The 26025-nt window shown below is 39.2% G+C and carries 23 protein-coding genes and 1 riboswitch; of the genes, 10 read left to right on the forward strand and 13 right to left on the reverse strand.

What is annotated here, in order from left to right:
* Nucleotides 1-495: 495 nt before the first annotated feature.
* Nucleotides 496-672, reverse strand: a complete 177-nt coding sequence (locus R4Z10_RS19045; protein WP_338470845.1) for a hypothetical protein — start codon at nucleotides 670-672, stop codon at nucleotides 496-498.
* A 273-nt stretch (nucleotides 673-945) separates the two neighbouring features.
* On the opposite strand from R4Z10_RS19045, the gene R4Z10_RS19050 reads away from it, so the two are divergent.
* The gene (locus tag R4Z10_RS19050; protein WP_338470846.1) at nucleotides 946-2289 is read left to right on the forward strand and encodes an aromatic acid/H+ symport family MFS transporter; all 1344 of its coding nucleotides are present in this window, start codon (nucleotides 946-948) and stop codon (nucleotides 2287-2289) included.
* Between the two features lie 100 nt (nucleotides 2290-2389).
* Here the strand turns inward: R4Z10_RS19050 and R4Z10_RS19055 are convergent, their stop codons facing one another.
* Nucleotides 2390-3040, reverse strand: a complete 651-nt coding sequence (locus R4Z10_RS19055) for an acetate uptake transporter (RefSeq protein WP_338470847.1) — start codon at nucleotides 3038-3040, stop codon at nucleotides 2390-2392.
* A gap of 188 nt (nucleotides 3041-3228) precedes the next feature.
* Entirely contained in the window at nucleotides 3229-4611 is a 1383-nt protein-coding gene (murF, locus tag R4Z10_RS19060) for a UDP-N-acetylmuramoyl-tripeptide--D-alanyl-D-alanine ligase (protein WP_338470848.1), read from the reverse strand.
* A gap of 462 nt (nucleotides 4612-5073) precedes the next feature.
* Between murF and R4Z10_RS19065 the strand changes: the two genes are divergently transcribed.
* Both R4Z10_RS19065 and R4Z10_RS19070 read left to right on the forward strand, forming a co-directional pair.
* The gene (locus tag R4Z10_RS19065; protein WP_338470849.1) at nucleotides 5074-6309 is read left to right on the forward strand and encodes an ATP-grasp domain-containing protein; all 1236 of its coding nucleotides are present in this window, start codon (nucleotides 5074-5076) and stop codon (nucleotides 6307-6309) included.
* Between the two features lie 71 nt (nucleotides 6310-6380).
* Entirely contained in the window at nucleotides 6381-7838 is a 1458-nt protein-coding gene (locus R4Z10_RS19070) for a YheC/YheD family protein (protein ID WP_338470850.1), read from the forward strand.
* Between the two features lie 31 nt (nucleotides 7839-7869).
* Here R4Z10_RS19070 and R4Z10_RS19075 read toward each other — a convergent pair whose 3' ends face one another.
* A complete protein-coding gene (locus R4Z10_RS19075) occupies nucleotides 7870-8391 on the reverse strand; it encodes a VanZ family protein (protein WP_338470851.1) in 522 nt (173 codons plus the stop codon).
* 193 nt (nucleotides 8392-8584) lie between these two features.
* Nucleotides 8585-9874, reverse strand: coding sequence for an NCS2 family permease (locus R4Z10_RS19080; protein ID WP_338470852.1), 1290 nt, complete (start codon nucleotides 9872-9874; stop codon nucleotides 8585-8587).
* 39 nt (nucleotides 9875-9913) lie between these two features.
* A riboswitch (purine riboswitch) is annotated at nucleotides 9914-10013 on the reverse strand.
* Nucleotides 10014-10408: 395 nt separating this feature from the next.
* Between R4Z10_RS19080 and R4Z10_RS19085 the strand changes: the two genes are divergently transcribed.
* A complete protein-coding gene (locus R4Z10_RS19085) occupies nucleotides 10409-11563 on the forward strand; it encodes an MFS transporter (RefSeq protein ID WP_338470853.1) in 1155 nt (384 codons plus the stop codon).
* Nucleotides 11564-11782: 219 nt separating this feature from the next.
* Here the strand turns inward: R4Z10_RS19085 and R4Z10_RS19090 are convergent, their stop codons facing one another.
* Both R4Z10_RS19090 and R4Z10_RS19095 read right to left on the reverse strand, forming a co-directional pair.
* The gene (locus R4Z10_RS19090; protein ID WP_338470854.1) at nucleotides 11783-12649 is read right to left on the reverse strand and encodes a carbonic anhydrase family protein; all 867 of its coding nucleotides are present in this window, start codon (nucleotides 12647-12649) and stop codon (nucleotides 11783-11785) included.
* A 259-nt stretch (nucleotides 12650-12908) separates the two neighbouring features.
* Complete coding sequence (locus R4Z10_RS19095) at nucleotides 12909-14234, reverse strand: FAD-dependent oxidoreductase (RefSeq protein WP_338470855.1); 1326 nt, start codon at nucleotides 14232-14234, stop codon at nucleotides 12909-12911.
* A 290-nt stretch (nucleotides 14235-14524) separates the two neighbouring features.
* Between R4Z10_RS19095 and R4Z10_RS19100 the strand changes: the two genes are divergently transcribed.
* From R4Z10_RS19100 to R4Z10_RS19110, 3 genes are all read left to right on the forward strand, one after another.
* Nucleotides 14525-14962, forward strand: coding sequence for a general stress protein (locus tag R4Z10_RS19100; protein ID WP_338470856.1), 438 nt, complete (start codon nucleotides 14525-14527; stop codon nucleotides 14960-14962).
* 443 nt (nucleotides 14963-15405) lie between these two features.
* A complete protein-coding gene (locus tag R4Z10_RS19105; RefSeq protein ID WP_338470857.1) occupies nucleotides 15406-16542 on the forward strand; it encodes a YsnF/AvaK domain-containing protein in 1137 nt (378 codons plus the stop codon).
* Between the two features lie 253 nt (nucleotides 16543-16795).
* Nucleotides 16796-17260: a CBS domain-containing protein gene (locus R4Z10_RS19110; protein WP_338470858.1), complete on the forward strand. Its 465-nt coding sequence runs from the start codon at nucleotides 16796-16798 to the stop codon at nucleotides 17258-17260.
* 412 nt (nucleotides 17261-17672) lie between these two features.
* Here R4Z10_RS19110 and R4Z10_RS19115 read toward each other — a convergent pair whose 3' ends face one another.
* From R4Z10_RS19115 to R4Z10_RS19125, 3 genes are all read right to left on the reverse strand, one after another.
* The gene (locus tag R4Z10_RS19115; RefSeq protein ID WP_338470859.1) at nucleotides 17673-18107 is read right to left on the reverse strand and encodes an OsmC family protein; all 435 of its coding nucleotides are present in this window, start codon (nucleotides 18105-18107) and stop codon (nucleotides 17673-17675) included.
* A 127-nt stretch (nucleotides 18108-18234) separates the two neighbouring features.
* Entirely contained in the window at nucleotides 18235-18414 is a 180-nt protein-coding gene (locus R4Z10_RS19120) for a hypothetical protein (RefSeq protein WP_338470860.1), read from the reverse strand.
* A gap of 94 nt (nucleotides 18415-18508) precedes the next feature.
* Nucleotides 18509-18847: a general stress protein gene (locus tag R4Z10_RS19125; RefSeq protein ID WP_338473281.1), complete on the reverse strand. Its 339-nt coding sequence runs from the start codon at nucleotides 18845-18847 to the stop codon at nucleotides 18509-18511.
* 231 nt (nucleotides 18848-19078) lie between these two features.
* Between R4Z10_RS19125 and R4Z10_RS19130 the strand changes: the two genes are divergently transcribed.
* Together R4Z10_RS19130 and R4Z10_RS19135 are read left to right on the forward strand one after the other, a co-directional pair.
* The gene (locus tag R4Z10_RS19130) at nucleotides 19079-19423 is read left to right on the forward strand and encodes an IDEAL domain-containing protein (RefSeq protein WP_338470861.1); all 345 of its coding nucleotides are present in this window, start codon (nucleotides 19079-19081) and stop codon (nucleotides 19421-19423) included.
* 147 nt (nucleotides 19424-19570) lie between these two features.
* A complete protein-coding gene (locus R4Z10_RS19135; protein ID WP_338470862.1) occupies nucleotides 19571-19831 on the forward strand; it encodes a GlsB/YeaQ/YmgE family stress response membrane protein in 261 nt (86 codons plus the stop codon).
* A gap of 370 nt (nucleotides 19832-20201) precedes the next feature.
* Here the strand turns inward: R4Z10_RS19135 and R4Z10_RS19140 are convergent, their stop codons facing one another.
* Both R4Z10_RS19140 and R4Z10_RS19145 read right to left on the reverse strand, forming a co-directional pair.
* Nucleotides 20202-21077 carry a protein-glutamate O-methyltransferase CheR gene (locus tag R4Z10_RS19140; RefSeq protein ID WP_338470863.1) on the reverse strand — a complete coding sequence of 292 codons (876 nt, stop codon included), beginning with the start codon at nucleotides 21075-21077 and terminating at the stop codon, nucleotides 20202-20204.
* A complete protein-coding gene (locus R4Z10_RS19145) occupies nucleotides 21070-23784 on the reverse strand; it encodes a CHASE3 domain-containing protein (protein ID WP_338470864.1) in 2715 nt (904 codons plus the stop codon). Before R4Z10_RS19145 ends, R4Z10_RS19140 begins: the two co-directional genes overlap by 8 nt.
* A 266-nt stretch (nucleotides 23785-24050) precedes the next feature.
* On the opposite strand from R4Z10_RS19145, the gene R4Z10_RS19150 reads away from it, so the two are divergent.
* Nucleotides 24051-24509 carry a Dps family protein gene (locus R4Z10_RS19150; RefSeq protein WP_338470865.1) on the forward strand — a complete coding sequence of 153 codons (459 nt, stop codon included), beginning with the start codon at nucleotides 24051-24053 and terminating at the stop codon, nucleotides 24507-24509.
* Nucleotides 24510-24806: 297 nt separating this feature from the next.
* Here R4Z10_RS19150 and R4Z10_RS19155 read toward each other — a convergent pair whose 3' ends face one another.
* Nucleotides 24807-25955 carry a fused response regulator/phosphatase gene (locus R4Z10_RS19155; protein ID WP_338470866.1) on the reverse strand — a complete coding sequence of 383 codons (1149 nt, stop codon included), beginning with the start codon at nucleotides 25953-25955 and terminating at the stop codon, nucleotides 24807-24809.
* Nucleotides 25956-26025: the final 70 nt, after the last annotated feature.

Below are 26025 nucleotides of genomic sequence, written 5' to 3' on the forward strand. Positions count from 1 at the left end.
GATCTTGGTTAAAAATACTGAGAAGCAATTTGAACGATTTTTTATACGCAAACGGCAAGTCTTATATAGGAAATATTCTCATATTGTTGAGTAAAAGCATTTAAAAGGTCGAGGAGTGACTTGATGAGGGAATCTAGGAGAAAAAAATAGTATAAATACAAGATCGATTAGAGGCACCTTTAATTTTTTCTAGAGGCATTCAAATGAAACAGGATTCTTTTAATCATAGGTGGAGTTGTGGCATTAAACTCATCTAAAAAGATAGAAATAGAAAAAGTGCCTTAAAAGCTAACGTTCTTCTATTATCTCTCCCCCCCTCTACCTGTTAATTAAAAAACAACCAAATCACCATTCGGGGCGTCACCATTCGGGGCGTCACTGTGACCTGTCAGTGATGGAGATACATATACATACGGTTAGGCGTGATTTTAGGAAAAATATTATTTAAAAGGCGCATTACTAATAGAGAATACGCCTTTTACTTTTCCAACTTTATTATCGATTGTTGTTATTGTTGTTGCGGTTACGTGCATTTTGTTGGTTATTATTTTGATTTTCTCCAGTAAGTGTATCAACCATATCTTCAAGAGCTTCGCCAACTTGATTGAAAAAACCACCTTGATTGTTGCCTTGTTGATTATTCTTTTGGTTACGGTTATTTTGATTTTCCACTTTGTTCACCTCCGCATATAGGTTGTGCTATTTCTTAAAAAATTAAAACCTTTAAATAAAAAAAACGGTTTCAGTTTTCCACTGATTTTTCGGGGCGTCACTGTGACCTGTCATATAGTGACCTGTCATATAGCTTTAAACTATATCCAACCATAGTTTATACGTGTTACCTTATATATCTTTTCTCATGCTACAATTACTTTCAAATAACAAGTCCTGTTGATGCATCGACTTTTAAGAAGCTTTATTTATATTGGGTTGGGGGGAAATAAAATGAATCCTATTTCATTTTTTGAGCAAAGCAAATTAAAACCATTTCACATTTTGTTTGTTTTTTGGTTGTTTATCATTATGATGTTTGAAGGGTATGATGTCGTGATCTACGGAGCGACGATTCCTTTCTTAAAAGAATCTTGGGGAATTTCCGATATCGTCGCCGGTTCAATTGGCAGCTATACAACAATCGGAACCGCTATTGGTGCCGTTGTATTCGGACTCTATTCAGATCGTTTTGGTCGTAAACGTATCATTATTTTAACAACGGTGATGTTTAGCCTTTTTACAATGCTAGCAGGATTCGCACCTAATGCCGTATTCTTTACGGTTTGCCGAGTCATTGCGGGCTTAGGATTTGGTGGGGCCATGCCGAATGTCGCTTCACTCATTTCTGAATATGCACCATTGAAATATCGAGCGGCGATTATTTCCTTTATTTTCTGTGGCTATTCAGTTGGTGCGATGGGTGCTTCCTTCATCGGTCAAGCGATGTTGACTGATTTTGGATGGCAACCCGTTTACTGGATTGGTGCCATTCCATTACTTTTTCTACCATTAATTATTAAAGACATTCCAGAATCACTAGAATACTTGCTTGATCACAAACAACATGACCGAATTGCCAGCATCGTTAATAAAATACAACCCGGCACTTCAGCTACACTTGATTTTACTTTTAAAAAGAAGGAACAAGCGAAGAAATCACCAGTCAGTGCTCTTTTCACTAAAAAATACGCGGTTTCAACGCTGATGTTCTGGTTTGCCTGTTTCTGTACGTTTATTCTTATGTACTCGCTTAATACATGGTTACCAACATTAATGTTACAAGCTGGTTATAACTTATCATCAAGCTTAATGTTTGTCGCCGTTCTACAAATCGGTTCAATTGTTGGAACGTTAATCCTTGGTAACGTTATCCAAAGACTTGGATATAAAAAGGTATTAATGCCGCTTTATTTTGTGGGCGCTGTTAGTTTAACACTCATTGGTTTTTCGACTAACCTTTATGTGGCCTACTTTTTAATTTTCCTTATTGGGGCTGCAACAGTGGGGCTGCAAAATATGTCCAATGCATTTGTTGCCAATTATTATCCGGTCGAGATTCGTTCGGCTGCACTGGGAAGTACAATGGCCTTTGGTCGTCTTGGATCGATTGTAGCTCCAACCTATGTTGCGGTATTGCTAACGATGAATCTACAGCCGCAATTCAATTTCATACTGATTGGAATTGCCGCTATCTTCGGGATGATCGCCTTGTTCTTCATTAACGACAAAGCAGCAGATTATCAAACCGACCATCAAGTAGAGAATCGTAACACCAAAATGGCTGAATCAATTTAAACATAAAAGGAGGTCCTGAAAAATTCAGGACCTCCTTTTAATCATTCGGGGCGTCACTGTGACGCGGACAGACGCGGACGGTGGTGACGCGGTAGTGAGTTTATGCGACAGCTTTCTTGTTTTCACTCTTCGGCTGTTTTTTAAAGATCCCAAAAGGTTTTCCAACGGGTAAAACAACCTGACCAAAATGCGCGTTTAGTACGGCGGCAGCTGAGCCATAGAAGGATAGCAAAGCGATCAGCAATTCAGAAATACCAGCAAGCATATGTGTGAATTCGTACATAATATTGAACGAGCTTAAGGATAATCCTATAAATAATAGGTCAATGAAAACGAAAATAAAAAATAAGACTTTGTGAGTCTCCATTGCACCAATCGTCATGAACACACTAAAGATCAAGTATCCAATAAAAGCGATACCTAATTGCTTTGCGTCGGCATTGGCGAGTAAGTTTTCACCAAAGGCCCCCATCTGAATTAACCAAGTCGTCCCAACACCGAGCCAAAATAAACCAAACCCTCCGAAAGCAGTTGTTCCAAATACATTGTTGTGCTTTGAATCTAAAAAGCTAGCAATTAATTGGGCAAACCCACCTAAAAAGAATGCCCACGGTAAGATTAACGAGGTCCCTTCTGTCCATCCTAACTTTTGTGATGAAGCGACAAGAGTGACCATCGCTAAACCGAATAAACCTAATGCAGATGGGTCTGCAACTGTAATTTTAATTGAAGTCTGATTATGTTGATTCATAAATAATTTCTACATTCCTTCCAAGTTTTTTTCGCATCTCCTTAAGATACATGAGTCAACATGTTTTGTCTATGAAATAAGTCACCCAACAAAGGGAGCATAAGGAAAAATTCTTTCAGAGAATAATCGTTAGTTGCATTCCCCATCTATTTTGTGAAACAGTTTGTGAAACAAGATTTTTCGGGGCGTCACAGTGACCGTAAATGGTCGATAACTTCCTCAAAGGCTGGGTCCTGTCCGCCAGTTTTGAAATAGATGATGTCATTTGGTTTTAAATAGGAATCAAGGAATTTTTTCATTTCATCTGCTTCTGAGAAGTGATACACATGATCTGGATCAATTCCGGCCTCTATTGCAGGCTTAACAAAATCTTTCGCAATGAATCCTTTCGTAATTAGAACTTCAATACCCAATTGAGCGAGCAGACGCCCTGCCTTTTCGTATTCCTCGTCCCCATATTTCCCTAGCGATGCCATTCTGCCTAGAACCGCAATTTTTCTTTGATTTGGCAAAGCGATACGGTCTAATGTTTCTAAGCCTGTTTTTAAGGAAGCAGGATTTGACTTCCACGTATCATCGACCACGGTAACTCCGTTTCGTCCTTTAATGACTTCAAAATGGGATCTCATGTGATGAAACGTGGATAATCTTTTGATCGCATAGGGAAGGTCCACTCCTAAGATGACAGCGGCTGCCAGAGAAGTAACCGCATTATAAACATTGTGTTCACCAAGACCCGGTATATATCCCTCGAACTTACGCTGTTTATATTCGATACTAAAATTCATACCTGAGGAATCATGGCGATATCCCTTAATTTTAAAATCAGCATCCTTATGTTTGCCAAATGTAATAATTTTCCCCTTAAACATGGATGTATCAAGAGCGGATACATGTGGGTCATCTCGATTAAGAATCAAAGTTCCCTTATTGTTCATCCCTTCCATTATTTTTGCCTTTTCTGCTACATAATCATCAAATGATCGAATTTTATCTGTATGATCAACATCAAGCATGGTAATGATCCCAATAGTTGGGTAAAAGTATTTACAAGACTCGGTCATATCTCCTCTTTTAGATATAGCTGTTTCAAACACAGCTACATCGGTATCTTTGTCAATTCCCATTAAATAAGGAAGGTTGTAATAATCGGCATTTTTACTGGATACAGTTGCTTGAACGTTGTATTTTTCCTTCAATATATGTTTGAGCATTTCCTTTGTCGTAGACTTTCCACAAGTACCAGTAACGGCAACTACAGGAATATTAAATAAATGCCTGTAATATGAAGTAAACTTAAATAAACTTTCTTTGAGATCGTTTACCATAATGATTTGCTCGGGGTTTAAGCGATCCATATGTTCAAATGGTTCGTCTGTAACAATAAATACGTCCTCATAATTCTTTATCCTGTTAATGGGAATCTCTTTCTCATGTAAACGAAAATATACCGTATGAGGATAAATATCATATCTGTCGATCGTGACTGTCTCAATTCGTTTCCCCTTTTGCCTTTCATTAGGCCGAATGTCCATCGCAGTTAAAATTTCTTCCAATAATAAAGTTTTCACCATGCTCCTCCTTTTTTTAAAAAAACGCTTATGGATAATAGCGCCTGATTCTCCTTGAATTTTAAAACTAAAGTATTATATGAAGTGTCCCGTCATATAAGTGCAGGATTGTGGTACATCCTTAATCTTTTATAGTCAAAAACCAGATTCATATTTTTTGAAACAGGCCCCTAGGTGGGCTTATTTTCGTTTACAATCTCTCTATTATTTTCGCTAAACGAATGTCTATTTTTTTATTTATGGACAAACATCCATTCATTATTGGTTTTAATAAATATACTGCTTTTAGAGGTTATTTGATTAGTTATTTAACTCAAATTTTTAACACCTTGTTAACCTATGGACAGGCTAAAGTAAAGTTGAAGAGGTCATTATTTGGCATTTACAAGAGGTTAAATGGATAGGTTGACGATCGTGTTGTGAAAAACAAAATTACCTAAACAGAAAAGAGGGAGTCGTCAGTTGAGAACCATTATCTTTCTTCACACCATGAAATCGGGCTCAAGTAGAGAAGCAATTAGAGCAGCCGAGAAATTAGGCTATTTTACTGTTCTTTTTACAGACAACGAAAAGCTTCTTACACAAAGAACTGAATTTCCGGACGTTCATCAAATGACTTTAGTTGATTTATCAAATATGGAAGAATTAAGAAACCGCATCAAAAAAAGTCAAAGCCAAGGATTAATCATCGATGCCATTGTCAGCTTTGTGGATCCTTATGTGTATTTAGCAACAAAATTGCATGGAGAGTTCTGTAACAATCGCTTGTCGATTGAGGCCATAAGAGCAATGGAAGATAAAATTTTAACGAGGGAAAAACTAAAAGATTCTCCTTACACCCCAAAATTTATCAAGATTAACGGGAGGGAATCTAAAGAGTCATTAACTTCTCTCCTAAAAGATTATTCGTATCCATTAATGGTTAAATCCCCCTACTCTACCGGATCAAAAGATGTAATCAAGGTTGAAAATGATAAACAACTATTTAATAGCGTCAATATGCTCACAAATAAATATCCAGATGTACCAGTTCTAATCGAGGAATATCTGGATGGCCCACAATTCCTAGTTGAAACGGTTGTTCTAGATGGAAAGGTGCATATCATCGCCATTATTGAACAAGAAATCACCCAGTTTAAGAGATTTATTATAACGGGATACAATGTTTTGAAAAAAATGGATAAGACTCTCCTCCAAAATATGAAGCAAGCCGTTGAAAGGATCATTCAATCCTTTGAAATGAAAACGGGTACTTGTCATTTAGAGATAAGAGTGGTTCGGGGTCAATGTAAACTTGTTGAAATCAATCCAAGGATTTCAGGTGGGGCCATGAATAGAATGATAGATATTGCCTATGGTATTAACTTAGTTGAAGAAACATTAAAACTTTCCCTTGGTACTCCTCCTAACTTAACAAGAAAATGGGTGAAACCTGTTTTCACACAATATGTCACGATTTCAACAAGCGGAATTTTAGAAAGAGTAACGGGTAAAAAGCGCGCTTCTCGGTCCCCAGGTGTACAAGAGGTTTATATAAAACCAAGGAAAGGGAAATTACTTTCTCCTCCTAAGACAATGGGACAAAGGTATGCCTATGTTATTGCAACAGGGGATTCATCCGAACAGGCGAAAGAGAACGCCAAAACAGCAGCAAAGGAAATACAATTTCATTTAATCCCTGTGTCTTTACATGAATAGCAGATTGTTATTTTTCTATAATAGATAGTCGGTTTTAGGAAAATCTTTAAAAAAACATTGGAGGGATATCGTTGATCACAATTGGGATGCTACATTACCGGAAAGATCCGCTAACGGTTTTTAAAACATATGCCTATGCGGCTGCAGCAAAAATGGAGGGAATACGATTTTTTTATTTTTCCCCAGGAAAAGTCGATTTAGAGAGAAAACGAATCAATGGTTTATTCTATGAAAATGGCGAATGGGTAGAACGGGAAACCAATTATCCAGATGTTGTATTTAATGCTGGAGGAACCCTCACCGAAAAACAAGATCTTATTGTGGATGCTTTAGCGGAAGAACTCCCTTTTACAAGTCATCCGATAGGAGATAAAATGAGCGTTTATCATCGAATCCAAAAAGGGAAAATGTTTGATGGTTATTTAATCCCTTCGGAAGAATTTGAAGAAATGGACTTAGCCTTCTCATACCTCCATCAATTTAACGCGATCATCATTAAACCTCTTTCTGGTGCTAAAGGGGAAGGGATTATTTATATCGAAAAAAAACAAGATGGTTTTCTCCTAATCGAATCGGGAACGGAAAAATTATTATCGAAAGGCCAACTTGAAGATTGGTTAAATGAGGAGATTCTATCAGATTATCGAACCTATCTTGTTCAACCATTCATCCAATCGAAAACGAAGCAAGGTCAATCCTTTGATGTTCGCCTTCATGTACAAAAAGACGGGGAAGGGAAATGGACGTTAACAACGATGTATCCACGAATTGCTAGCAAAGGAATTGTGGCAAATATAAGTAGCGGCGGCTACACGAGTATGATGACGTCTTTTCTAGAGGAACAATTTGGCGAGAAATACTTCGACTTCAAACGTTATTTAGAAGTGTTTGCCATCCAATTTTCAACGCATTTCGACTCTTTGTATGAAGATCCATTGGATGAACTTGGCATTGATGTAGGGCTTGATAGGGACGGGAAAATTTGGATTTATGAGGTAAACTGGCGGCCAGGTCAACCGGTACTATTTTATTTGGAAATGGATGTAGCGAAGAAAATGATTCAATACGCTACTTACTTAGCAAAAGAACACAAACGGAAAAAGCCAACCACGAATGAACAGGAATGTCCGATCGAAAAGCCACAGCCACAGGTACATGAAAAAGCCCTTAAAAAGGGGATACACCGTGAAACCATCTCAGTTGATGGCAATAAGTTTAACCATGCTAAAATAGAAGCTTTGCTTCAACGTAAACATTCCTTTGGAAAGCCGGCCAATTTATCACCTGACCAAGAACGAGAAGTTCAGGACATGCTTAAACACAGTACACCAGCTAATGAAGGGTATCACTATAAAACGAGTTGGAATACATTGGCGATAAAATATGTACTAGAAACAAAATACGGGATTATACTATCCCGTAGCGAAATCATCAATATGCTTAAACGATGGGAATTCAGCCTCCCTCGTCGAACTTACACACTGAAATCAGCTAGACGACAAAAACAAGAGTCTCACAACAAGCTTTAGAACTTAATTCAGGGAATCACTGTGACCCGGACTATCCTCCGATCATAGCGACCAAGGTTCTGAGCTTTTCCTTAATCGGTTCCTTTAATGTAAGAAAAGACCTCTCGTCCAAATACAGCAACCCAACTAAAAAGGATCCTAACAACACACCATACATGACTAAAAGCTTTGTAATCAACTGATGTCGATAAACGATTATACTAAAAATCAATGTGGGGATGGCAAGTCCTGATGTCACTCCTATTAAATTAGCTACTGCATCTAATAACTCAGCACTTCGATTTGGTAAAAAATATTGCCGATATTCTTCAATCACCCCAACAGCTACTAATCCCATCCATAAAAGGCTAATATTTTGAATCATCGACTTTCTATCGGAAACCATGAGGACCAGCGTGCCTAAAACAACCGAGATCAAGCTATAACTGAAAAAGTGCATTTGTTTATCTATGCCAAAAACCAGTGAATAATCCAGCTCCACCTGCATCACTCTCCCAACTATCAGCTTATCCAGTGTTTGTGCTGAACAAACCCCTGATAAGATGATCGTCATGAGCCTACGGTGATTTGTGTGAATCGGAGCGTCAATTTGGGGCGTCACAATTCGGGGCGTCACTGTGACCCGGACGTGTTCGTAACAAAAAAGGAGGTTAATCAACCAAATGATTAACCTCCTTTTTCGATAAATCCCGTGAAACTTTTAGTGAAACAAGATTTTTCGGGGCGTCCCTGTGACGGCGCGTCCCCTAATGTGCTGGAAAAAAGATTAACTGAATGAGAAATATGATACAAAAGACGTAAAGGATTGGATGCACTTCCCTGCCTTTTCCTTTGACGATCTTAAGGATTGGGTAAGTGATAAATCCTACGGCAATTCCTGTTGCAATACTAGACGTTAGCGGCATGGATAACACAACCAAAAATGCAGGAAAGGCCTCATCAAATTCTTGCCATTTAACCTTTGCTAACCCTTCAATCATATAACTCCCCACAATGATTAAAGATGGGGCAGTGATCGCTGATAGGGATGAAATGGCTGCCACTAATGGCGAGAAAAAGAGAGTAATTAAGAAAAGAATGGCTACCACAAGTGAAGTTAAGCCTGATCGTCCACCAGCCGCTACCCCTGCTGAGGATTCAACGTAAGCACTTGATGGAGTAGTTCCCAATGAAGCACCTGCGACTGTAGCTACAGCATCTGCTGCAAGCGCTGACTTAGCCCTTGGCAATTTTCCATTTTTCATAAGTCCTGCCTGTTCTGCTACCCCAATCATGGTACCCGTTGTATCAAAAATGGTTACTAGTAAAAAGGCAAACACGACGCCAAACAGACCATTTGAGAAAACACCTGCCAGATCTAAATCAAAGAAAACAGGAGCAGGTGGCGCTGACGCAAATCCATCTAAATGTAACATTCCCGTGAAATATCCAATGACTGCAGTAATAAACATCCCAATAAACAGGGCTCCCTTAACTTTTCGGGTCGTCAGAATCAGCGAAATAAACAATCCAATAATCGATAATACCGTATTAGGTTCCCTGAAATCTCCTAAAGCTACAAGGGTATCAGGATTATCCACAACAATTCCCGACATTTTCAAGCCAATAAAAGCAATAAAAAAGCCAATCCCTGCCGTAATTCCATACTTTAAAGGGGCTGGAATCGATTCAATCAGCAATTCACGAAGTTTCGTAAACGTGAGTAAAAGAAAGATTAGCCCTGCTAATAAAACCGCACCGAACACAACTTGATAGCTTACCCCTTGTGTAACAACGACACTTGTAAAATAAGCATTCATTCCCATCCCAGGAGCAATTGCAATCGGATAGTTCGAAAAAAGAGCCATAATTAACGTTCCGATGACCGCAGAAATAACGGTCGCGACAAAAACTTGATCAAAAGGTACTCCTGCAGCAGATAAAATCGCAGGATTAACCACTACGATGTAAGCCATTGTTAAAAAAGTTGTAAAACCAGCTAGTACCTCTGTCTTTACATCTGTTCCTAGTTGATTTAACTTGAATAAACGTTCCATAATTCCTCCTAGACCAAAAAGAAATTCTACTTCATAGGTTGTCCTAAATCCTCTATTCGTAGTTAGAAATTTCCGGTTCCTAGTAGAAACTCTCAGACCCTATTACTGAGAATATACGAATGAAAATATAATTATATTATTGATAACTCCGGAAGTAATAATAACTAATTTTCGAGGTAAGGTCAATAGCTAATGTTCGTGTTTATCCTATAAAAAAACCTGCGTATATGGATAACTTATGTCCATCTCCATTAAATTACGAACAATAAAACTAAAAAACGTTACCCTGTTTTAAAATAAAAAACCAATCTGAGATTATGTCTTTATCCTACCTCTCAAACTATCCGAATAAACATCTCAACATCCCTTTCACCCCTGTGAAACAAGATATTTCGGGGCGTCACTGTGACCGCGACGATAGGGCTGAGATTCGGGGCGTCACTGTGACCGCGATAAGGGGGGGGCTGCGACTTGTATCCTTTTTAAATGAAAGCTATTATTTAAAATGGATTACATATAGAAAGGTGCCTATATATGGATAAACGTGTTTATTTGTTAACGATTGTCTCATTTGTTGTGGGGATGGTCGAATTGATTATTGGTGGTATTTTAGATTTAGTGGCGACGGATTTAGGGGTTAGTCTTGGGCAGGCTGGGTTATTAATTACCATTTTCTCGATAACGTTTGCCATTTCTGCCCCCATCTTATCCGTATTAACAGCGAAAATCGAACGGAAACGTTTAACATTAGTCACTTTGTTTGTATTTTTAGCAGGAAACTTAGTCGCTGTCTTTAGTCCTTCTTATTCTGTTTTATTCATTTCAAGGATCGTTTCGGCAGCAAGTAGTTCGTTGCTGATCGTCTTATGTGTCGTCATGGCAGCGAATATTGTAGATCCACAGTATCGCGCCCGCGCTATTGGGATTGTCAATATGGGTGTCAGTGGTTCTCTTGTACTTGGGATCCCCTTTGGATTAATGCTTGGGAATACTTTTGGCTGGAGAGCCCCATTTATTTTCATCTCAGTACTGAGCATTTTCTCAATCGCTGGAATCTATTTTTTCATGGGGAGAGTCGCCCCTGCCCCACAAGTATCACTCGGAAAACAGCTGGCATCCCTTAAAAATTACAGATTATTATTTGCTCAACTAACTTCCGTGATTCTCCTGGCAGGACATAGTACGTTATATGCCTATTTAACCCCCTTTGTAAAAGCAACATTGGGATTAGGCGGAACTTGGATTAGTATCATTTATCTGATTTTCGGAATTTCGGCACTGAGTGGTGGAGCCATCGGTGGTACATTGGCTGACCGATTTGGAGAAAAACCTACGATCCTAAGCATTATTATCATTTTCGGTATCGCTATTTTCTCAATTCCATATAGCACCTTTGCCTTACCTGTGTTTTTAATGGTTCTAGTGATTTGGGGCATGATGAGTTGGGCCATCACCCCTCCAATGCAAAGCTATCTCATGGCCCTTTCACCAGAAGCAACCAATATTCAAATCAGCCTAAATAGTTCGGCCGTTCATCTTGGAATTGCCTTTGGTTCTTTAATCGGTGGGGTCGTCATTGACCAAGCATCCGTCGAACAGACCGCTACTGTAGGTGGACTCTTTACGATTGTCGCTCTTGGGACATGTTTCATTTCAATGGCAAAATCGAGGAAAAGAGCAATGATTTAGATAGGCTTATTTAGTGATTGGATGTGCTAGAAGGCACTTCGAATTTCAATTTAAAAAGGATTCAGCGGTGTATCAGAACTGAATCCTTTTTTATATTCCAGTTATGTAGTCTCCCGTCTGGAACGCAATGCACCAAACGTTGGGATATTTAATTACCTCTTTTATTCGAATAAAAAATGTCTCGTGAAACTATCTTGTGAAACAAGATTTTTCGGGGCGTCACTGTGACGAGGTAATTTCTCGGCTATTTAAAGGTTGAACGGGACGATGGTTGTCAGGGAAAATTTCTTTGAATGCTTGAATTTGCATTTTTGACATTTCAATCGGTTGTTCAAAAACGATCCATTTTACTTCTTCTGTACAAGGAGGCGTCGTTAACGAACCGTTATATTGGAATGTTGTTTGATCTTGGGGCAGTAAAGCTTGTACATCAATTGGTTCCTTTACAGAAATCTCTTTTTCCGTTTCTTCGTTCGGTAATAATTCCCAAACAGATGCTAGATTTTCATTTTCTTCTCCTTCTTTAATCATCAATCCAATGACGGCAAGTTTTCCGTTCGCATCTTGATGGACAAGGTGTAACTCCATATCATAATTCTGGCCGTTAAATTGATGTTCACTTGGAGTGTGGAAATGAAATTGAGCAAGCTTGTATTCCTTTCCTTCAATATTAATGCGGCTGCTATCTGTTGTTGCATTCGCTTGAACCGTGCTGCCGTTGTTTAAAAGTGAAAAGGTTGTTGGCTCATATTGAATCTGAATTTCCTCCAGTTTTTCATTTCCTTTTACTTGGGCAAATTCAATATTTAGAGGTGATTGCTCACTTCCATCGGCACAAGCTAAGTTGGCTTTGTCTAGCATTCCCCAGTGTTCAGGTCCTGTATCCCCATTATAAGACCACTGAGCAACCTGGGTAATTTCCGTCTCCTCTGTTTCATTTTCGTTCATCACAGTGGATGCTTCCTCTTTCACATTACTTGTCTTTTCTTCTAGTGAGGCTACTGTTTTCGAGTCTTGAGACGAACAAGCTCCTATTAAAAAACTTAAAGATACAGCAAAAAATAGATAAACGAGTTTCTTCTTCATGGATGATAGGATTCTCCTTTTTCTGATTTCTCTGATTCATCCATTAAGATACTAAAGATTCTAAAAACTATAAAGAGTTATTTTCAAAAAATGATCTATATTTCAAATTTTGATAGAAAATGACTATCATTCTATCGTAAAAAAAATGAATCTATGACCTATTCCTCCTACTAAATAATAGTTATTCAGTAGGAGGAAATCATCCACATAAGGAGAGCCACATTTTATGAAGAAGGTGCCCTCTATATTATTCGGGGCGTCACTGTGACGACGACAGAAGTGACGACGCTAAAACCAGTTGACTGACTTCATACGCACTTGAAAAGGAGAGTTCGGATAATTGTCCTTTTGCCTGACACCAGTCGCCTGCAAAGTATAGATTGTGGTAGTCAGGGAGGAAGATGGGCATGGCTTGCTGGTTCATGGTCCATTTAATTTCTTGAGCGCTCGCTCGTTTCGATAGTCGAGGCACCACCAATTCCTTGCGCCAACCTGGAAAATGCTTATCATACAGCTGTTCAATTTTCTCCTGATGCTCCTCTAACGCTTCTTTATTCCCTAAGTCCTCCTGTGTTAAATAGGAAATGGCTTGAAGCAATTGTCCCCCCTCTGGAACACAGGACTCGTCATAGTAGGAAATATCGGTGATAAAAATTTTATTCCTTTTATCGTATATATACGTATAAGGCGTGTCGATACGGTTTTTTAGTCCAATGTCATACACAAACACGTAACTTGCATCATATCCCGCATAATGTTTCAGGATATTTTCAATTCTAGTTTCCTCAAACACTTTACGTAATTCAGCTGGGGGAATACAGAAGATAAACTTAGACCCTTTGAAAGTTTCTTTTGTCGTCTCTACCGCTACAATTTGGTCCTCTTCTGTTTGAACACGGGTAACCTTGGCCTTTGTTTTAATTTCTCCTCCATTCTCTTCTATGACTCTTACAAATTCGTTGATCAACGCCTGCCATCCCCCTTCTACATAAGTGACCGGCTTATTTGTAGAAAATAATCGCTGATAGTAGTTAAAATAAACATCTGAGGGTATTCTTTCAGGCTCCCTCGTGAAAAAATTAGACGAAGCCAAAGTTAACATCATTTCCTGAACATCTTCAGTAACTTGCTTATCGTCCATCCATTTTTTAATTGAAATACGAGGATGTCCCTTTTCTGTTCCAATTAATGTTTTTAAAATTTCATAAGTAAATTTAACCTTGCTGGCATTTTTCATCACTCTCGTTCGGAATAATCCAAAAATATTAGCCGGAATATCCGTCAATGTTGAACCAAGGTCATACTTTGCCTTTTGAGGATTAAAATCACGCCAACCGATATCAATCCCTAACTCCTTTTCCAATATTCTTAGAGTAGAAGTGTCACGCCCATAAATCGCATGTGCGCCAAAATTAAATTTATACCCCTTTATATTCATCGTAACCGCTCTTCCCCCTAAGTTTCCCCGCTCAAGGACAAGCACCTTTTGGCCTTGGTTAGCGAGCAAAGCCGCAGCAGTCAGGCCTGCCAACCCGCCTCCAACAATAATGGCCTCATACTTTTCTCCAATATGATTTTCATTCATTACAAGAACCTCCTCTTCTCTCTAAAAATTCAACCAACCCTCTACTTTAGCATTCTCGAACCATCCCCATCTTTCCTCTAAATGAACTAAACCTAAACAAGATATTATATGACATCCCATTTCAACAATATTAATAGAAAATATAATTGATATTTTCTATAAGTTTCGGGGCGTCACTGTGACGGGGACGAACGAGGAGGACGTGACGGGGGACGTATGAACTTTATGCTTGAATGTGAAGGGAAACGGGTAAAGATGAAGTAGTAGAAGTAAACAGGAGGTTTTATTTTATGAAGAGTCATGTGATTGGTGTATACGAAACTGAACAACAAGTGGCTAAAGTGGTTGAAAATTTAAAAGAGAAAGGCTATACAACTGAGGAAATTTCAGTTATGGCTAAACATACAGATGAGCGATCTGAAATCACAGAGGAAGTAAAACCCTCCACTACGGATGGGGCGATTGCTGGAGCTACAACCGGAGCAGCAATTGGCTTAGCGGGCATAATCGCAGGGTTATCTACTGTATTGATTCCTGGATTTGGCGCTGTGTTGGCTACAGGTCCTATCCTTACAACCGTTGGAGGGGCAATCGTAGGAGCCAACGCGGGTGCGGGTGGCTTAAAGAATGCACTGATAAGAATTGGAATCTCAGATGAGGAAGCTGAACGCTATGCTAAAGATGCTCAAGATGGTAAAATTCTGGTCATTCTTCATCCAAAAGAGTAAGGCAAATTGAATGGTTTGATAATGCACAAATAACACGCAGTTTTTTAGCTAAAATTACTAAATCACTGCGTGTTTTTCTTTCTCTCAGGAAAGAATTTATAAGGCCCTTTAAGATGTGGTGGACCCTATGAAAATTAGTGAGTTCCGCTTTTTATATGAGTTTTTACACATTTGCACCCTAAATTAGAACACCTCTATCATGAATGATTATTAACCTTTCTCACGGTCCCATCTGTTTATCACATAGCCTTAATTGCACTTCCTCGTTCGTTCCCCCTTAGACTTTTTTCAAAAAATACAAAAGGACACATTCAATAATTTTTTTCAAAAAATTGTAAATTATTTATTTTTAAACGTTTCAAATGAAAATCTCTTGGGTACATAACTAATGCATGTGGATGACATTTTTTTCCACATAAAAAATCATTTAAGGGGATGTTAGGATGAGTATCGAAAAAAGAATCGTTGGAACATTTAGCTCAGAGCAAGAAGTCTTGTATGCAATCGAAGGGTTGAAACACCAAGGGTATCGTGAAACAGATATGATGGTAGTTGCGGAAAATAGAAGTTCGATTCCAACAGTCACTTCTCATACCGGTGTGATGGTAGAAGCAGACATGCAAGCGAACACCACTTTAGCAGGCGTTATGATGAACAGCTATTTGACCATGATGACCGGAGGAATGAGCGGTACAAAGACTAAACCTCTGTCCCGTAGACTTTTGGAAAGAGGCCTACCGGAATATACGGCAAAACTGTGTGAAGCGGAAATAAATAACGGTAAAATCATTTTGTTAGTTGATACGAATGGAGTTCATGAAAAAACGGTTTATCAAGAACATTATGAGAGTGAAACACCAAGAGCTGTCCGCCTCCGTGAAGAACAACTTGATATCGTAAAAGAGCGTGTCCAAGTCGGAGAATTACAAGTTCGTAAAGAAGTAGTAGAAGAACAACGAACGGTCAATGTTCCCCTGCTTCGAGAGGAAGTATATGTAGAGCGCCGTCCTGTGATTGATGGAAAAGTTGATGGCAGCCCGTTTACAGGGGATGAAATCATTCGTATCCCTATTATCGAGGAAAGAGTAGAAGTAATGAAAAGACCGGTAGTCGTTGAAGAAGTTATTGTAGGGAAGCGAAAAATTCAAGAGACAAAGCAAGTACAGGATCGCATTAAAAAAGAAGAAGCGCGAATTGAGCGTGCGGTCCCTTCTGCAAGAGTTGCAGAGAAATCTCTCTACCAATATGAAAATAGTATGGAAAATTCCGATATTGTCATTGTTGAAGGAAACCCTGATATCGAGAACGTCATGGCAGAGGTGGATAAGGAAGAAACCCGTGCAAAACGGACAGGCTCCCTTAATATAACTCCAGAATATAATCAACAAGCGGCATCGGCTAGTAACAAGAATGAAACGAGCGAGGCACAAACAGATACTCCTGTTTCAAAGGCAGATGAAAATAAAAGCTCTGCAGAAACTCCAACAGCTGCGAAAAAGGAAGCAACTCAAAATAATGCTAATCCTTCTGTTGAAAAAGAAAACAAAAACAATAAAAATCAAAAAGGTCAAAACAAATAACCTTTAACAAAAAAATGACTGGATAGACAATGAAAACAATCAAAACCTCACCTAAAAAGCTGATTTCAAAAATCACTACAAAGTGACTTTTTGAAATCAGCTTTTTGAAACATCGGGACGGTTCTGCTGTTTCATCCATATATTTCCTTAAGTGAAACACCGCGTCAGCTTTTAATATAACAGGGCATAAACATGGCCTTCGATTGAATACCGGAAACCACGTTTAACCATTTGTGTGGAGGGTATTACAATAATGAGAAATCGTAAAGGAGGAAAGAGCATGAATGTAGCTGAAGTAATGACAACCGATGTTGATAGCTGTAGGCCAGAGAGTACCTTTACAGAAGTAGCCATGAAAATGAGGGATCTTGACGTTGGGGTCGTTCCAATTTGCGAAGATGAAAAGTTAGTTGGAATTGTAACCGACCGGGATTTAGTTGTTCGGGGATTAGCTAATGATCTTTCAAGTGAATCTACGGTTTCTGTACTATTAACTGACAATGTTGTAAAAGGCAGCAAAGATATGTCAGTGGAAGAAGCTGCAAGAATCATGTCGGAGCACCAAATTCGCCGTCTTCCTATTGTAGAAGGGGATAAATTGGTAGGAATCGTCTCCCTAGGTGATTTAGCGGTAAATACTCAGTCGAGTGACGAAGCAGGACAAGCCCTTGAGGATATTTCGTATCCTGCCGAACCTAGAAATTCCTCCGTTAATTAGACAGTCCAATGTTAAAAAAGTAAGTCGACCATCGTAAAATAAACAATTGATTTTGAACCAGAAAATGACTAGGTTGAAACAGCAATCCGGTTAGAACAATCACATTACCAAAAAGAAATCCTTAACGATAAGCTGAAAAAACAGGCCTCTACAACCAAAACATGCTCTATGTTTTGGCGTAGAGGCCTGTTTTAAACGTGAAACACCGGGACGGTTCTGCTGTTTCATCCATTTGCTTCCCCCTCTTTACTAGGAGACTCTCAATATCTTTAAAAAATCCCAAAACCTTGCGATTGAAAATCCACTTGTGGAACAAGATTTTTCGGGGGCGTCACTGTGACAAAGAAGCAATGTGAAGAAAAACAAAAATGAAACACGAGGGCGCCCCGTGTTTCATCCGTGTTCCTAGTCCCTAGTCCATTAAAACCTTACCGAGAACTTTAATTTCAACATCTGCTTTTTTCAGCATATTTCCGACTTCACACACTTCTTCTGCTTCTTCTGTCGCTCTTTGCGCAGTCTGAACTTGTTCATCTGATGCATCAGCCGATAAAATGACCTCTGGATAGTGGATAATTTCAAATCCATCATTTGATATCGTTGCCTCTGTATTCACCTTTAGTTCATCTACAGGCAGTTCTTTTTTTTCAAGTACAGATGTAAGGATGGCTGTATAACAAGTTGTTACTGCAGCAACGAGAACCTCTTTTGGATTCGCTCCATTGCCACTCCCCCCTAAAGACGTAGGTATGGCGATTTTCGTATCCAGATACTCCGCTTTAAGAGATCCATTTCCTTCTACCCCACCATTCCAAACTGCATCCACATTTATGTTCATATCAGCCATGGTAACACTCCTTTTAAATCATTATTTTAGTAAAAACGTCGGTGAAACGCCGAGACGGTTCCAATGTTTCATTTGTTATCCTTAAAGAACAAATGAAACGCGAGAACCGTCCCCATGTTTCCTAAGATCACACTTCATTCCAAACCTTATCTAAATTTAAAGGAACATAGACCCTATCCCCTTGGATTTCCCTATGAATAATCGGCTCTTCAAAATGTAACTCCAACTTTTTAGGTTTACTAGCCTTATGCCTCGCTCTTTGACTTGCTTCAAATAACATATTGACGTTTAAATCAGAAAATTTCATGTCGATTCTCCTCTCTTTTTGTTTTTAACGAAACGCCGGGACGGTTCTGATGTTTCATTGCGTATTCTTGAAACGCGAGAACCGTCCCCATGTTTCACTTAACGGCGACTACAACGCATCGTCCGTGGTCCATTTCTTCTTCGTAGCGCTCTGCTTCTGTTATTGATAAGCCTAGTGACGTTAATTTCGAGCGGAGTTGATCTCCCCTGGATCGAAAAACGTTTGCGATTGAATCAAAGAAACCTTGTTCATTAACACCTACATTGTTAATGTCTAGGGCTTCCGTTAGATTTTCGGAACGGTTTCTATCATGTGCGAATAAATAGATATCATCTTTTCTAAAACCTTGTATGATTAATCGGTCAATGAACTCTTTTGCCTGTACTCCATTTTCTACAACTTGTACAATGTCTACGTTTGTTAGTTTTTCGATTTTGCATTCCTCCTTACGTATAAATAGGTCTACGCTATTAAAGGATCTGCTAGCGTGTGATTCTATTTGTTATATAACCTTTTCTTGAAAAATCAAAACCTGTTTTCCTAACATTCTATTAGAATTCATTTTTATGTTATAACTAAACCTCTTTTGGGTAATATAGATACTAAGAAATCAAACTTTTAGAAAAATACGATATAAAACATTATTAAATTGGAGGGGTTTTTTATGAGTAGACTATTATGTGAGTTTTGCGGAAACGATAATTTTAAAATGTTAAATGAAGACAAGGCACTATGCAAATACTGCTACCGATTTACCAATTTAAGCGTCGATCATAAAGAAGAGTTAGAAATGTCTGAAAAAAATATCGAACTTGTTCATAAGCGGCAGGCCTCAGCAATCACTAAAATCAGTTTATTAAAACGGGCCATTGACGAATCTCTTGATAAACGAGATAAAAACGAATTTTATTCATTAACTTTCAAATTAAAATACTATCAGCAGTTTTTACAACCAAAGGAGAATCAGATTCCAGTAAACTCCCAAGAGGAATTGAAGCAAACAAGATAATCCTTAAATCAATAAATGAAACGTGAGAACCGTCCCCATGTTTCACTAACAAATGAAACGCGGACATGTTTCACAAATTTATGGTTTATGTTTTATAAATGCGGGTATTTAATAACCATACGAAACAAATAGAAAGGAGAGAGATTAATGGAATTTATTTGGTCTTTAATTATCGGAGGTATTATCGGCTGGTTAGCTGGACTTATTCTAGGACGTGACATCCCAGGGGGAGTCATCGGAAATATTATTGCAGGGTTTATTGGTGCATGGCTTGGTTCAGCCATATTAGGAAGTTGGGGGCCTGTAATTGGAGGTTTTGCAATCATTCCGGCACTTATCGGTGCAATCGTATTGATATTAATTGTAAGCTTCATCCTTAAAAAGGTTAGACGACCTCATAATTCTTAAGGAAAGAAAAGAGATTGCAAATTCTTGCAATCTCTTTTTTACTGGATAAAGTGAAACTTCCATCAGTGGTTTTTTTTTTTTCATTTCCCACTGATGGTTAGTTGAGGCCAGCAGACTTGCTGGTCACACAGATGTTGCCGCAGGCGTATTTAGTCTGTGTTCATTATTTCGGAGCTTTACGGGCAGTTGATCCCCCACCTATCTTCTCTTATTTTACTCAGGATCTTAAGGGGGCCTTATTGCCCGCTAAACCTTATAAAAACGCTCAGTGTAAGCCAGTTACCTCCCATTAGGGATTGAAGCCAAGCTCTCATTCTATTTAACAAATGAAACGCGAGAACCGTCCCCGTGTTTCAAAACGCTACACGTTTCACATTTTTCGGTAGATGTGTTCGTGTGGGTTGAATTCTTCGTATTTTAGGTTGTTTGGGATGCAGAGCATGGATTCTTTGCTTCCGAGTCCGATGAACCCTTTGTCAGCTAGGCTGTTATAAAATAAGCGGTGGACGTGCAGTTGTAGTTCTTTGTCAAAATAGATCATGACATTTCGGCACAGGATGACATGGAACTCATTAAACGAACTGTCTGACACTAGATTATGTTGTTCAAAAATGAGATTGTCGCTCAGGAATGTATGAAAATACGCAAACTGATAATTGGTCGTATAGTACTCAGAAAAAGCCTTTTTCCCGCCGGCTTTCAAGTAATTTTTCGTATACTGCTGCATTTTCTTAAGTGGAAACGCTCCCTTTTTCGCAGCGTTAAGGGCTTTTTCATTAATATCCGTTGCGTAAATTCTAGTCTTGTCCGCGAGTCCCTCCTCAAGCATAAGGATGGCCATAGAATAGACTTCTTCCCCGGTCGCACAACCCGCATGCCAAATCCGAATTTCAGGAAGGTCCCTAACAAGAGGGACCACTTCGTTACGAAAGGCAGCAAAGAAACTAGGATCTCGATACATTTCCGTCATCTGGATGGAAAGATCATTCAATAATCGTTCCAGATACCCTTGCTCGTGAAGCACTTTTTCCAACAGAGCGGTAATCGTCGGAAGTCTCTCCCGCTTCATGCGGTTCAAAATTCTTCTACGCAAGGATGAACGCACATAGCCCCGGAAATCATATCCATACATTTGATATAAACCCTCAAGCAACAAATTAATTTCGACTTCTTGAAGCTCGTCCTGTTCAAATTCCTCTGTCTCTGATAGAAAATCGTAAGAAGGTTGAACGGGTTTGTTATTCATCTCGATTCACCTGCTCCGTCAGCCACACTCGCATCAACGAGAATAGCTGATCCATATCTAATGGCTTCGTAATATAATCAGAAGCTCCTGCTTCGATACACTTGTCGCGCTCTCCCTTCATGGCTTTGGCGGTCAAAGCAATAATTGGAATGCTGTGCATTTGAAGGTCATTTCGGATGATTTGCATCGCCTCATACCCTCCCATGACTGGCATCATGATATCCATGAAAATCATGTCAAAATCGGAGGATTCCTGTAACGTATCGATTGCCTGTTGCCCGTTCTTGGCTATGACAATCTTCATTCCTTTTTTCTCTAGAACTTTTACAAGTGCCAATATGTTTCGGCCATCATCCTCGACTAGAAGCACTTTCTTCCCTTTAAACAGCTGTTCATCAAAACTTCCGTCTTCAACTTCTTCCACTTCTTCCACCGATGACGATTCCACTTCTTCCTCTCTCGTAGATTCTATCCTCTTTTCCATCTCACTCGTGGTGGTTGCCGCCGCTTCTTCCAACGCCAAAACTTCTTCTTGAGCCTGAGCCTCGAGTTCCTGCGTCATACTTGGTACATATACGGTAAATGTACTTCCCTTACCAGGCTCACTTTGTAATTCGATGGTACCTCCGAGCAAACGGATAAATTCGCGGCAAATGGATAACCCTAGTCCAGTTCCGCCAAATTGCCGGTTTGTGGTACCGTCGACCTGTCGAAAAGCTTCAAAAATAATTTGCTGCTTTTCATGTGGGATTCCAATTCCCGTATCGGTTACAGAAATTGCTAAAACTGGGACCTCTTCATCTAGATCAAGCAATTCTTCTACCTTTTCAGACTCTGCAGAACTGATTTGTAAGGTGACGGAGCCTTCATTAGTAAATTTGAAGGCGTTGGATAATAAGTTCTTCACAATTTGCTGCAACCTTTTTCCGTCCGTCAAAATGACAGGCGGGATATCTGAGTCGGTTTTAACTTCAAACGATACATTCTTTTTAGCTGCCACCGGATCGAATAGGTTTTTCATCAATTGCGGAATTTCTGTCACGTTCACTTCATCTGCCAAGATTTCCATTTTACCTGCTTCGACTTTCGAAAGATCCAAGATATCATCAATTAGCCGCAGTAAATCTTTCCCAGAAGTAAAGACGACCCTCGAATATTCCCTCACTTCTTCCATGTCCATTTCCTGATTATTTTCATTTTCCATCAGCATTTGTGACAAAATAATAATACTGTTTAATGGCGTCCGAAGCTCATGAGACATATTTGCGAGGAAATCAGATTTGTATTGTGAACTTTTCTCCAGCTTCAATGAGTATTCCTCTAGTTCGTCTTTCGTCATTTTGAGATCATAAGCCCGTTGCTCAGCAAATTGCTTCTGCTCTTCTAAAAGTTCATTTGTGAGGCTGAGCTGATCTTGCTGCATCTGCAATTCTTCAGCTTGTGCTTGTAATTCCTCTGATTGCACCTGCAGTTCCTCGGTGAGTTGTTGAGATTCTGCTAACAACCTTTCCACTTCCATCCGCCCGTTCACATTGATAATAGCTGAACCAAACTTATCCTGAAGCTCATCCAGTAAAGTAAGGTGATGGGATAAAAATGGCTGAAGTGCTGCAAGTTCGATAACGGCCTCGACCTGCCCATCGACAATTATCGGGGCAATTAATAAATGTCGCGGAGAAGATTCACCTAGTCCTGAGGTCACTTTAAAGTGTTCCTCTGGCATATCGTCAATAAGGAAGATTCTTTTATCAAAAGCAGCCTGACCAATTAACCCCTCTCCCATTCGAAAGCTAACTGTACCACCAGGCTCATCCGTTATCGCATAGCCTGATACTCTCACGTAATGAGTCTCGCGTCCTTCACTTTTTCGCAGATAAACCACTCCATATGCAGCCTCAAGCAAAGGAGCAAGCTTCGTAATAAAGGTTTGCGACAATTCAGTGGTATCCGTAATTTCCTGATACATGGCAGAAATATCCGTCGTATTTTTCTGTATCCAACTTTGCTTCTCAAGACTGCTAAGAAGATCATTCATCGCGTCAGCCAGTTCCCGAGTCTCGTCATGCGATTTCACTTTGATACGAGTAGTAAGATCAATCTCGGAGTCTGTAATACTTCTAATGTTTCTAATTACCTGTCTAATCGTATTAACAATTGAATTAGACAGAATAATAGCTGTAGAGATCGTAATCACGGTTACCAAAATAATCATTACAATTAAAGTGATATTTAAATTCCTATTTTCTTGATTGAGTTTTTCGATCCGTTTGGCCATTGTATTCTTTTCCGTATCAATAAAAGAATCAAATTGGGTTCGGATCTCATCCATCATCCTCTTCCCTGTTCTCCTCTCGAAAAACTCATTTAAAGCCTCTATATTATTTTCCTTTCTTTGAGTGATAACAAATTCTCCGCCAGCTGATACCCAGTTCACAATAATCGGCTTGATTTTTTCTAAATGTTGCTGCTGCCTCCCATCCTCCTCCAACAACGAGTATAGTTTGTTGTAGTTATCCTGCCAACTTCGATTCCCTACATAATAAGACTCAAGATACTCCTCATCACCCGAGATGACATACCCTCTCATCCCAGATTCCATGTCAAGTAAATTTTTTTGAATATAATTTGTAAGATTATGGACTTCTATTTCACGTTGTGAAACATAATCAATCTCATTCTGCAAATCTGCCATTCTATTCATTACCATAAGCAAAGATAGAACCATGCAAATCAAAATGATGAAATAACCTGTAAAAATTTTATTACGTATGTTGTAATTATAGCCTTTTATAGGAATCCCCCCTGTCCTTTTTTTAAAAATAGATCCTATAGTTTAAGCGACATTAAGCTCCGCCCTCAAACCTATTAAAACATGTATTCATGTTTTTTATGTTTTAAATGCATCGTAATAGGGTAAAGAATAGATGTCAACACTATTACTATTAAAATAGTACAAATGGAGGTATAAAAAATATGGCATATACGAAAGAAAAAAACGCTCAAGTAACAGAGACACTCAATACTCAAGTGGCGAACCTCTCCGTCCTTTATATGAAATTACACAATTATCATTGGTATGTAAAGGGAAAGAACTTCTTTACCTTACATACTAAGTTTGAAGAATTATACACGGAAACGGCTGCACACTTAGATACAATCGCCGAGAGAATGCTCTCAATAGGTGCTTCACCAACAGCGACATTAAAAGAACATTTAGAGCTTGCTTCCATTAAAGAAGCGAAAGGCAATGAAAGTGCGCAGGAAATGGTTCAAGCGCTATCTGATGATTTCCATACGATCTGTAACGAACTTACAGACGGCATTACTTTAGCCGAAGACAAGGATGACCAACCGACCGCTGATTTATTCATTGCTATTCGTACTTCATTAGAAAAGCACAGATGGATGCTCGAAGCCTGTCTAGCAGAATAAAAACGATTGGAGTCCAGACCGCCTTTCATTAAAGTGAAACTTCCATCAGTGAGATTCTCTCCCCCACTGATGGATAGCCTCAGGCCACAGGATCCTGGTTACACAGACGTTGCTCAAGGCGAATGAAGTCTGTGTTTAACTTCAGAGTTTTAGGGGCGGTTAAACGAAATAAATATAGGATCAAATGGGTGTCAGTGATTCTGACACCCTTTACATGTGAATGAGAGAGGCTCACAAATTGAAAACAATGTTATGAAAAAATGGAAATAAAACGAAGAAATAAGTAACTGAAGGAAGCTACGCCTTTGCTGAAACCATGACCAAACACATATCATCTTTTGGGGCATTAACCCATTCAGAACTTGGATGTAGTTGATGAAGCAAGGATTCAGGATTTACTGTTTCTTGCTCTTGAAAAATGCTAATTAATTTAGATACCGCATCGTCGTATTCCTCTTCCAGCCATTCTGATAGCCCATCTGTAAAGAGTAAAATTCGTACAGCCTCTTGGTAAGGAATAACCTCTTTTTTAACTTCGATCTGATCAAAAAAGCCAAGCGCACAGCAACCTTCCGTCAGCAGCTTCACTTCACCATCCACAATGACAATCCCTTCCGGATGCCCTGCATTCACATATTCAATGGTTTGACTTTCCGTGTCTAAAACAAAATAAATCGCTGTAAAATAATAGTTTGTTGAACCATCTGATAAATTCAACTGATTCATCCGCCGATTTAATTCTTTCATGACCGCCACAGGATCCCCCATTCCTGTAATCGTATCCTTTAATGCGGAATAAATATACATACATACAAGTGAAGAGGAAATCCCATGCCCCATCACATCTAGTAAAATAACAGCATAGCGATTTGGACTAATTTTATACCAAGCATATAAGTCGCCGGCAAGCTCAAATGTAGGTTTGTAGACAGCTGAAATCGATACATTTTCTTCTACTAACGGACCGCTAAGCATGCTTCTTTGAACTCCCTTGGCTAAGTCTAATTCATATTGAATCCGCTTCTCCCTTTCCTTCCGTAAATCCTTCTCTTTTTTTACCCGAAGGACCGAACGAACTCGAGCCAGCAGCTCAACCTTATTAATTGGTTTCATGACATAATCAAGGGCACCCGCATCCATCGCCTCAGCCATCTTATAAGAATCTCCCATTGCTGTAACAAAGATTATCGGAAGGTCCTCGAATCGCTCCCGAGAGAGAATGGTTCGGCAAGCCTCGATTCCATCAATTTCTGGCATCATCAAGTCCATTAAAATTAAATCGACTGGCACTTCAACTGAGCTCGGCGCATCAAGTTGTAAATATTGATATAACTCCTTTGCAGATGAAAATAATTCCAGCCGATGATAGCCAGCTTGCTGCATGATTTTTTCAACAATCATGAGATTCGTTGAATTGTCGTCTACAATGGCTATTTTCATAGGCATATAGCAAATCCCCCCTTTATATATAAATGATGCCTGACCTTTTGTTCAGATGAACATGTCGATCAGGCAT

It is taken from the genome of Niallia sp. XMNu-256 (assembly GCF_036670015.1).
In the GTDB taxonomy this organism is placed as follows: Bacteria; Bacillota; Bacilli; order Bacillales; family Cytobacillaceae; genus Bacillus_BD.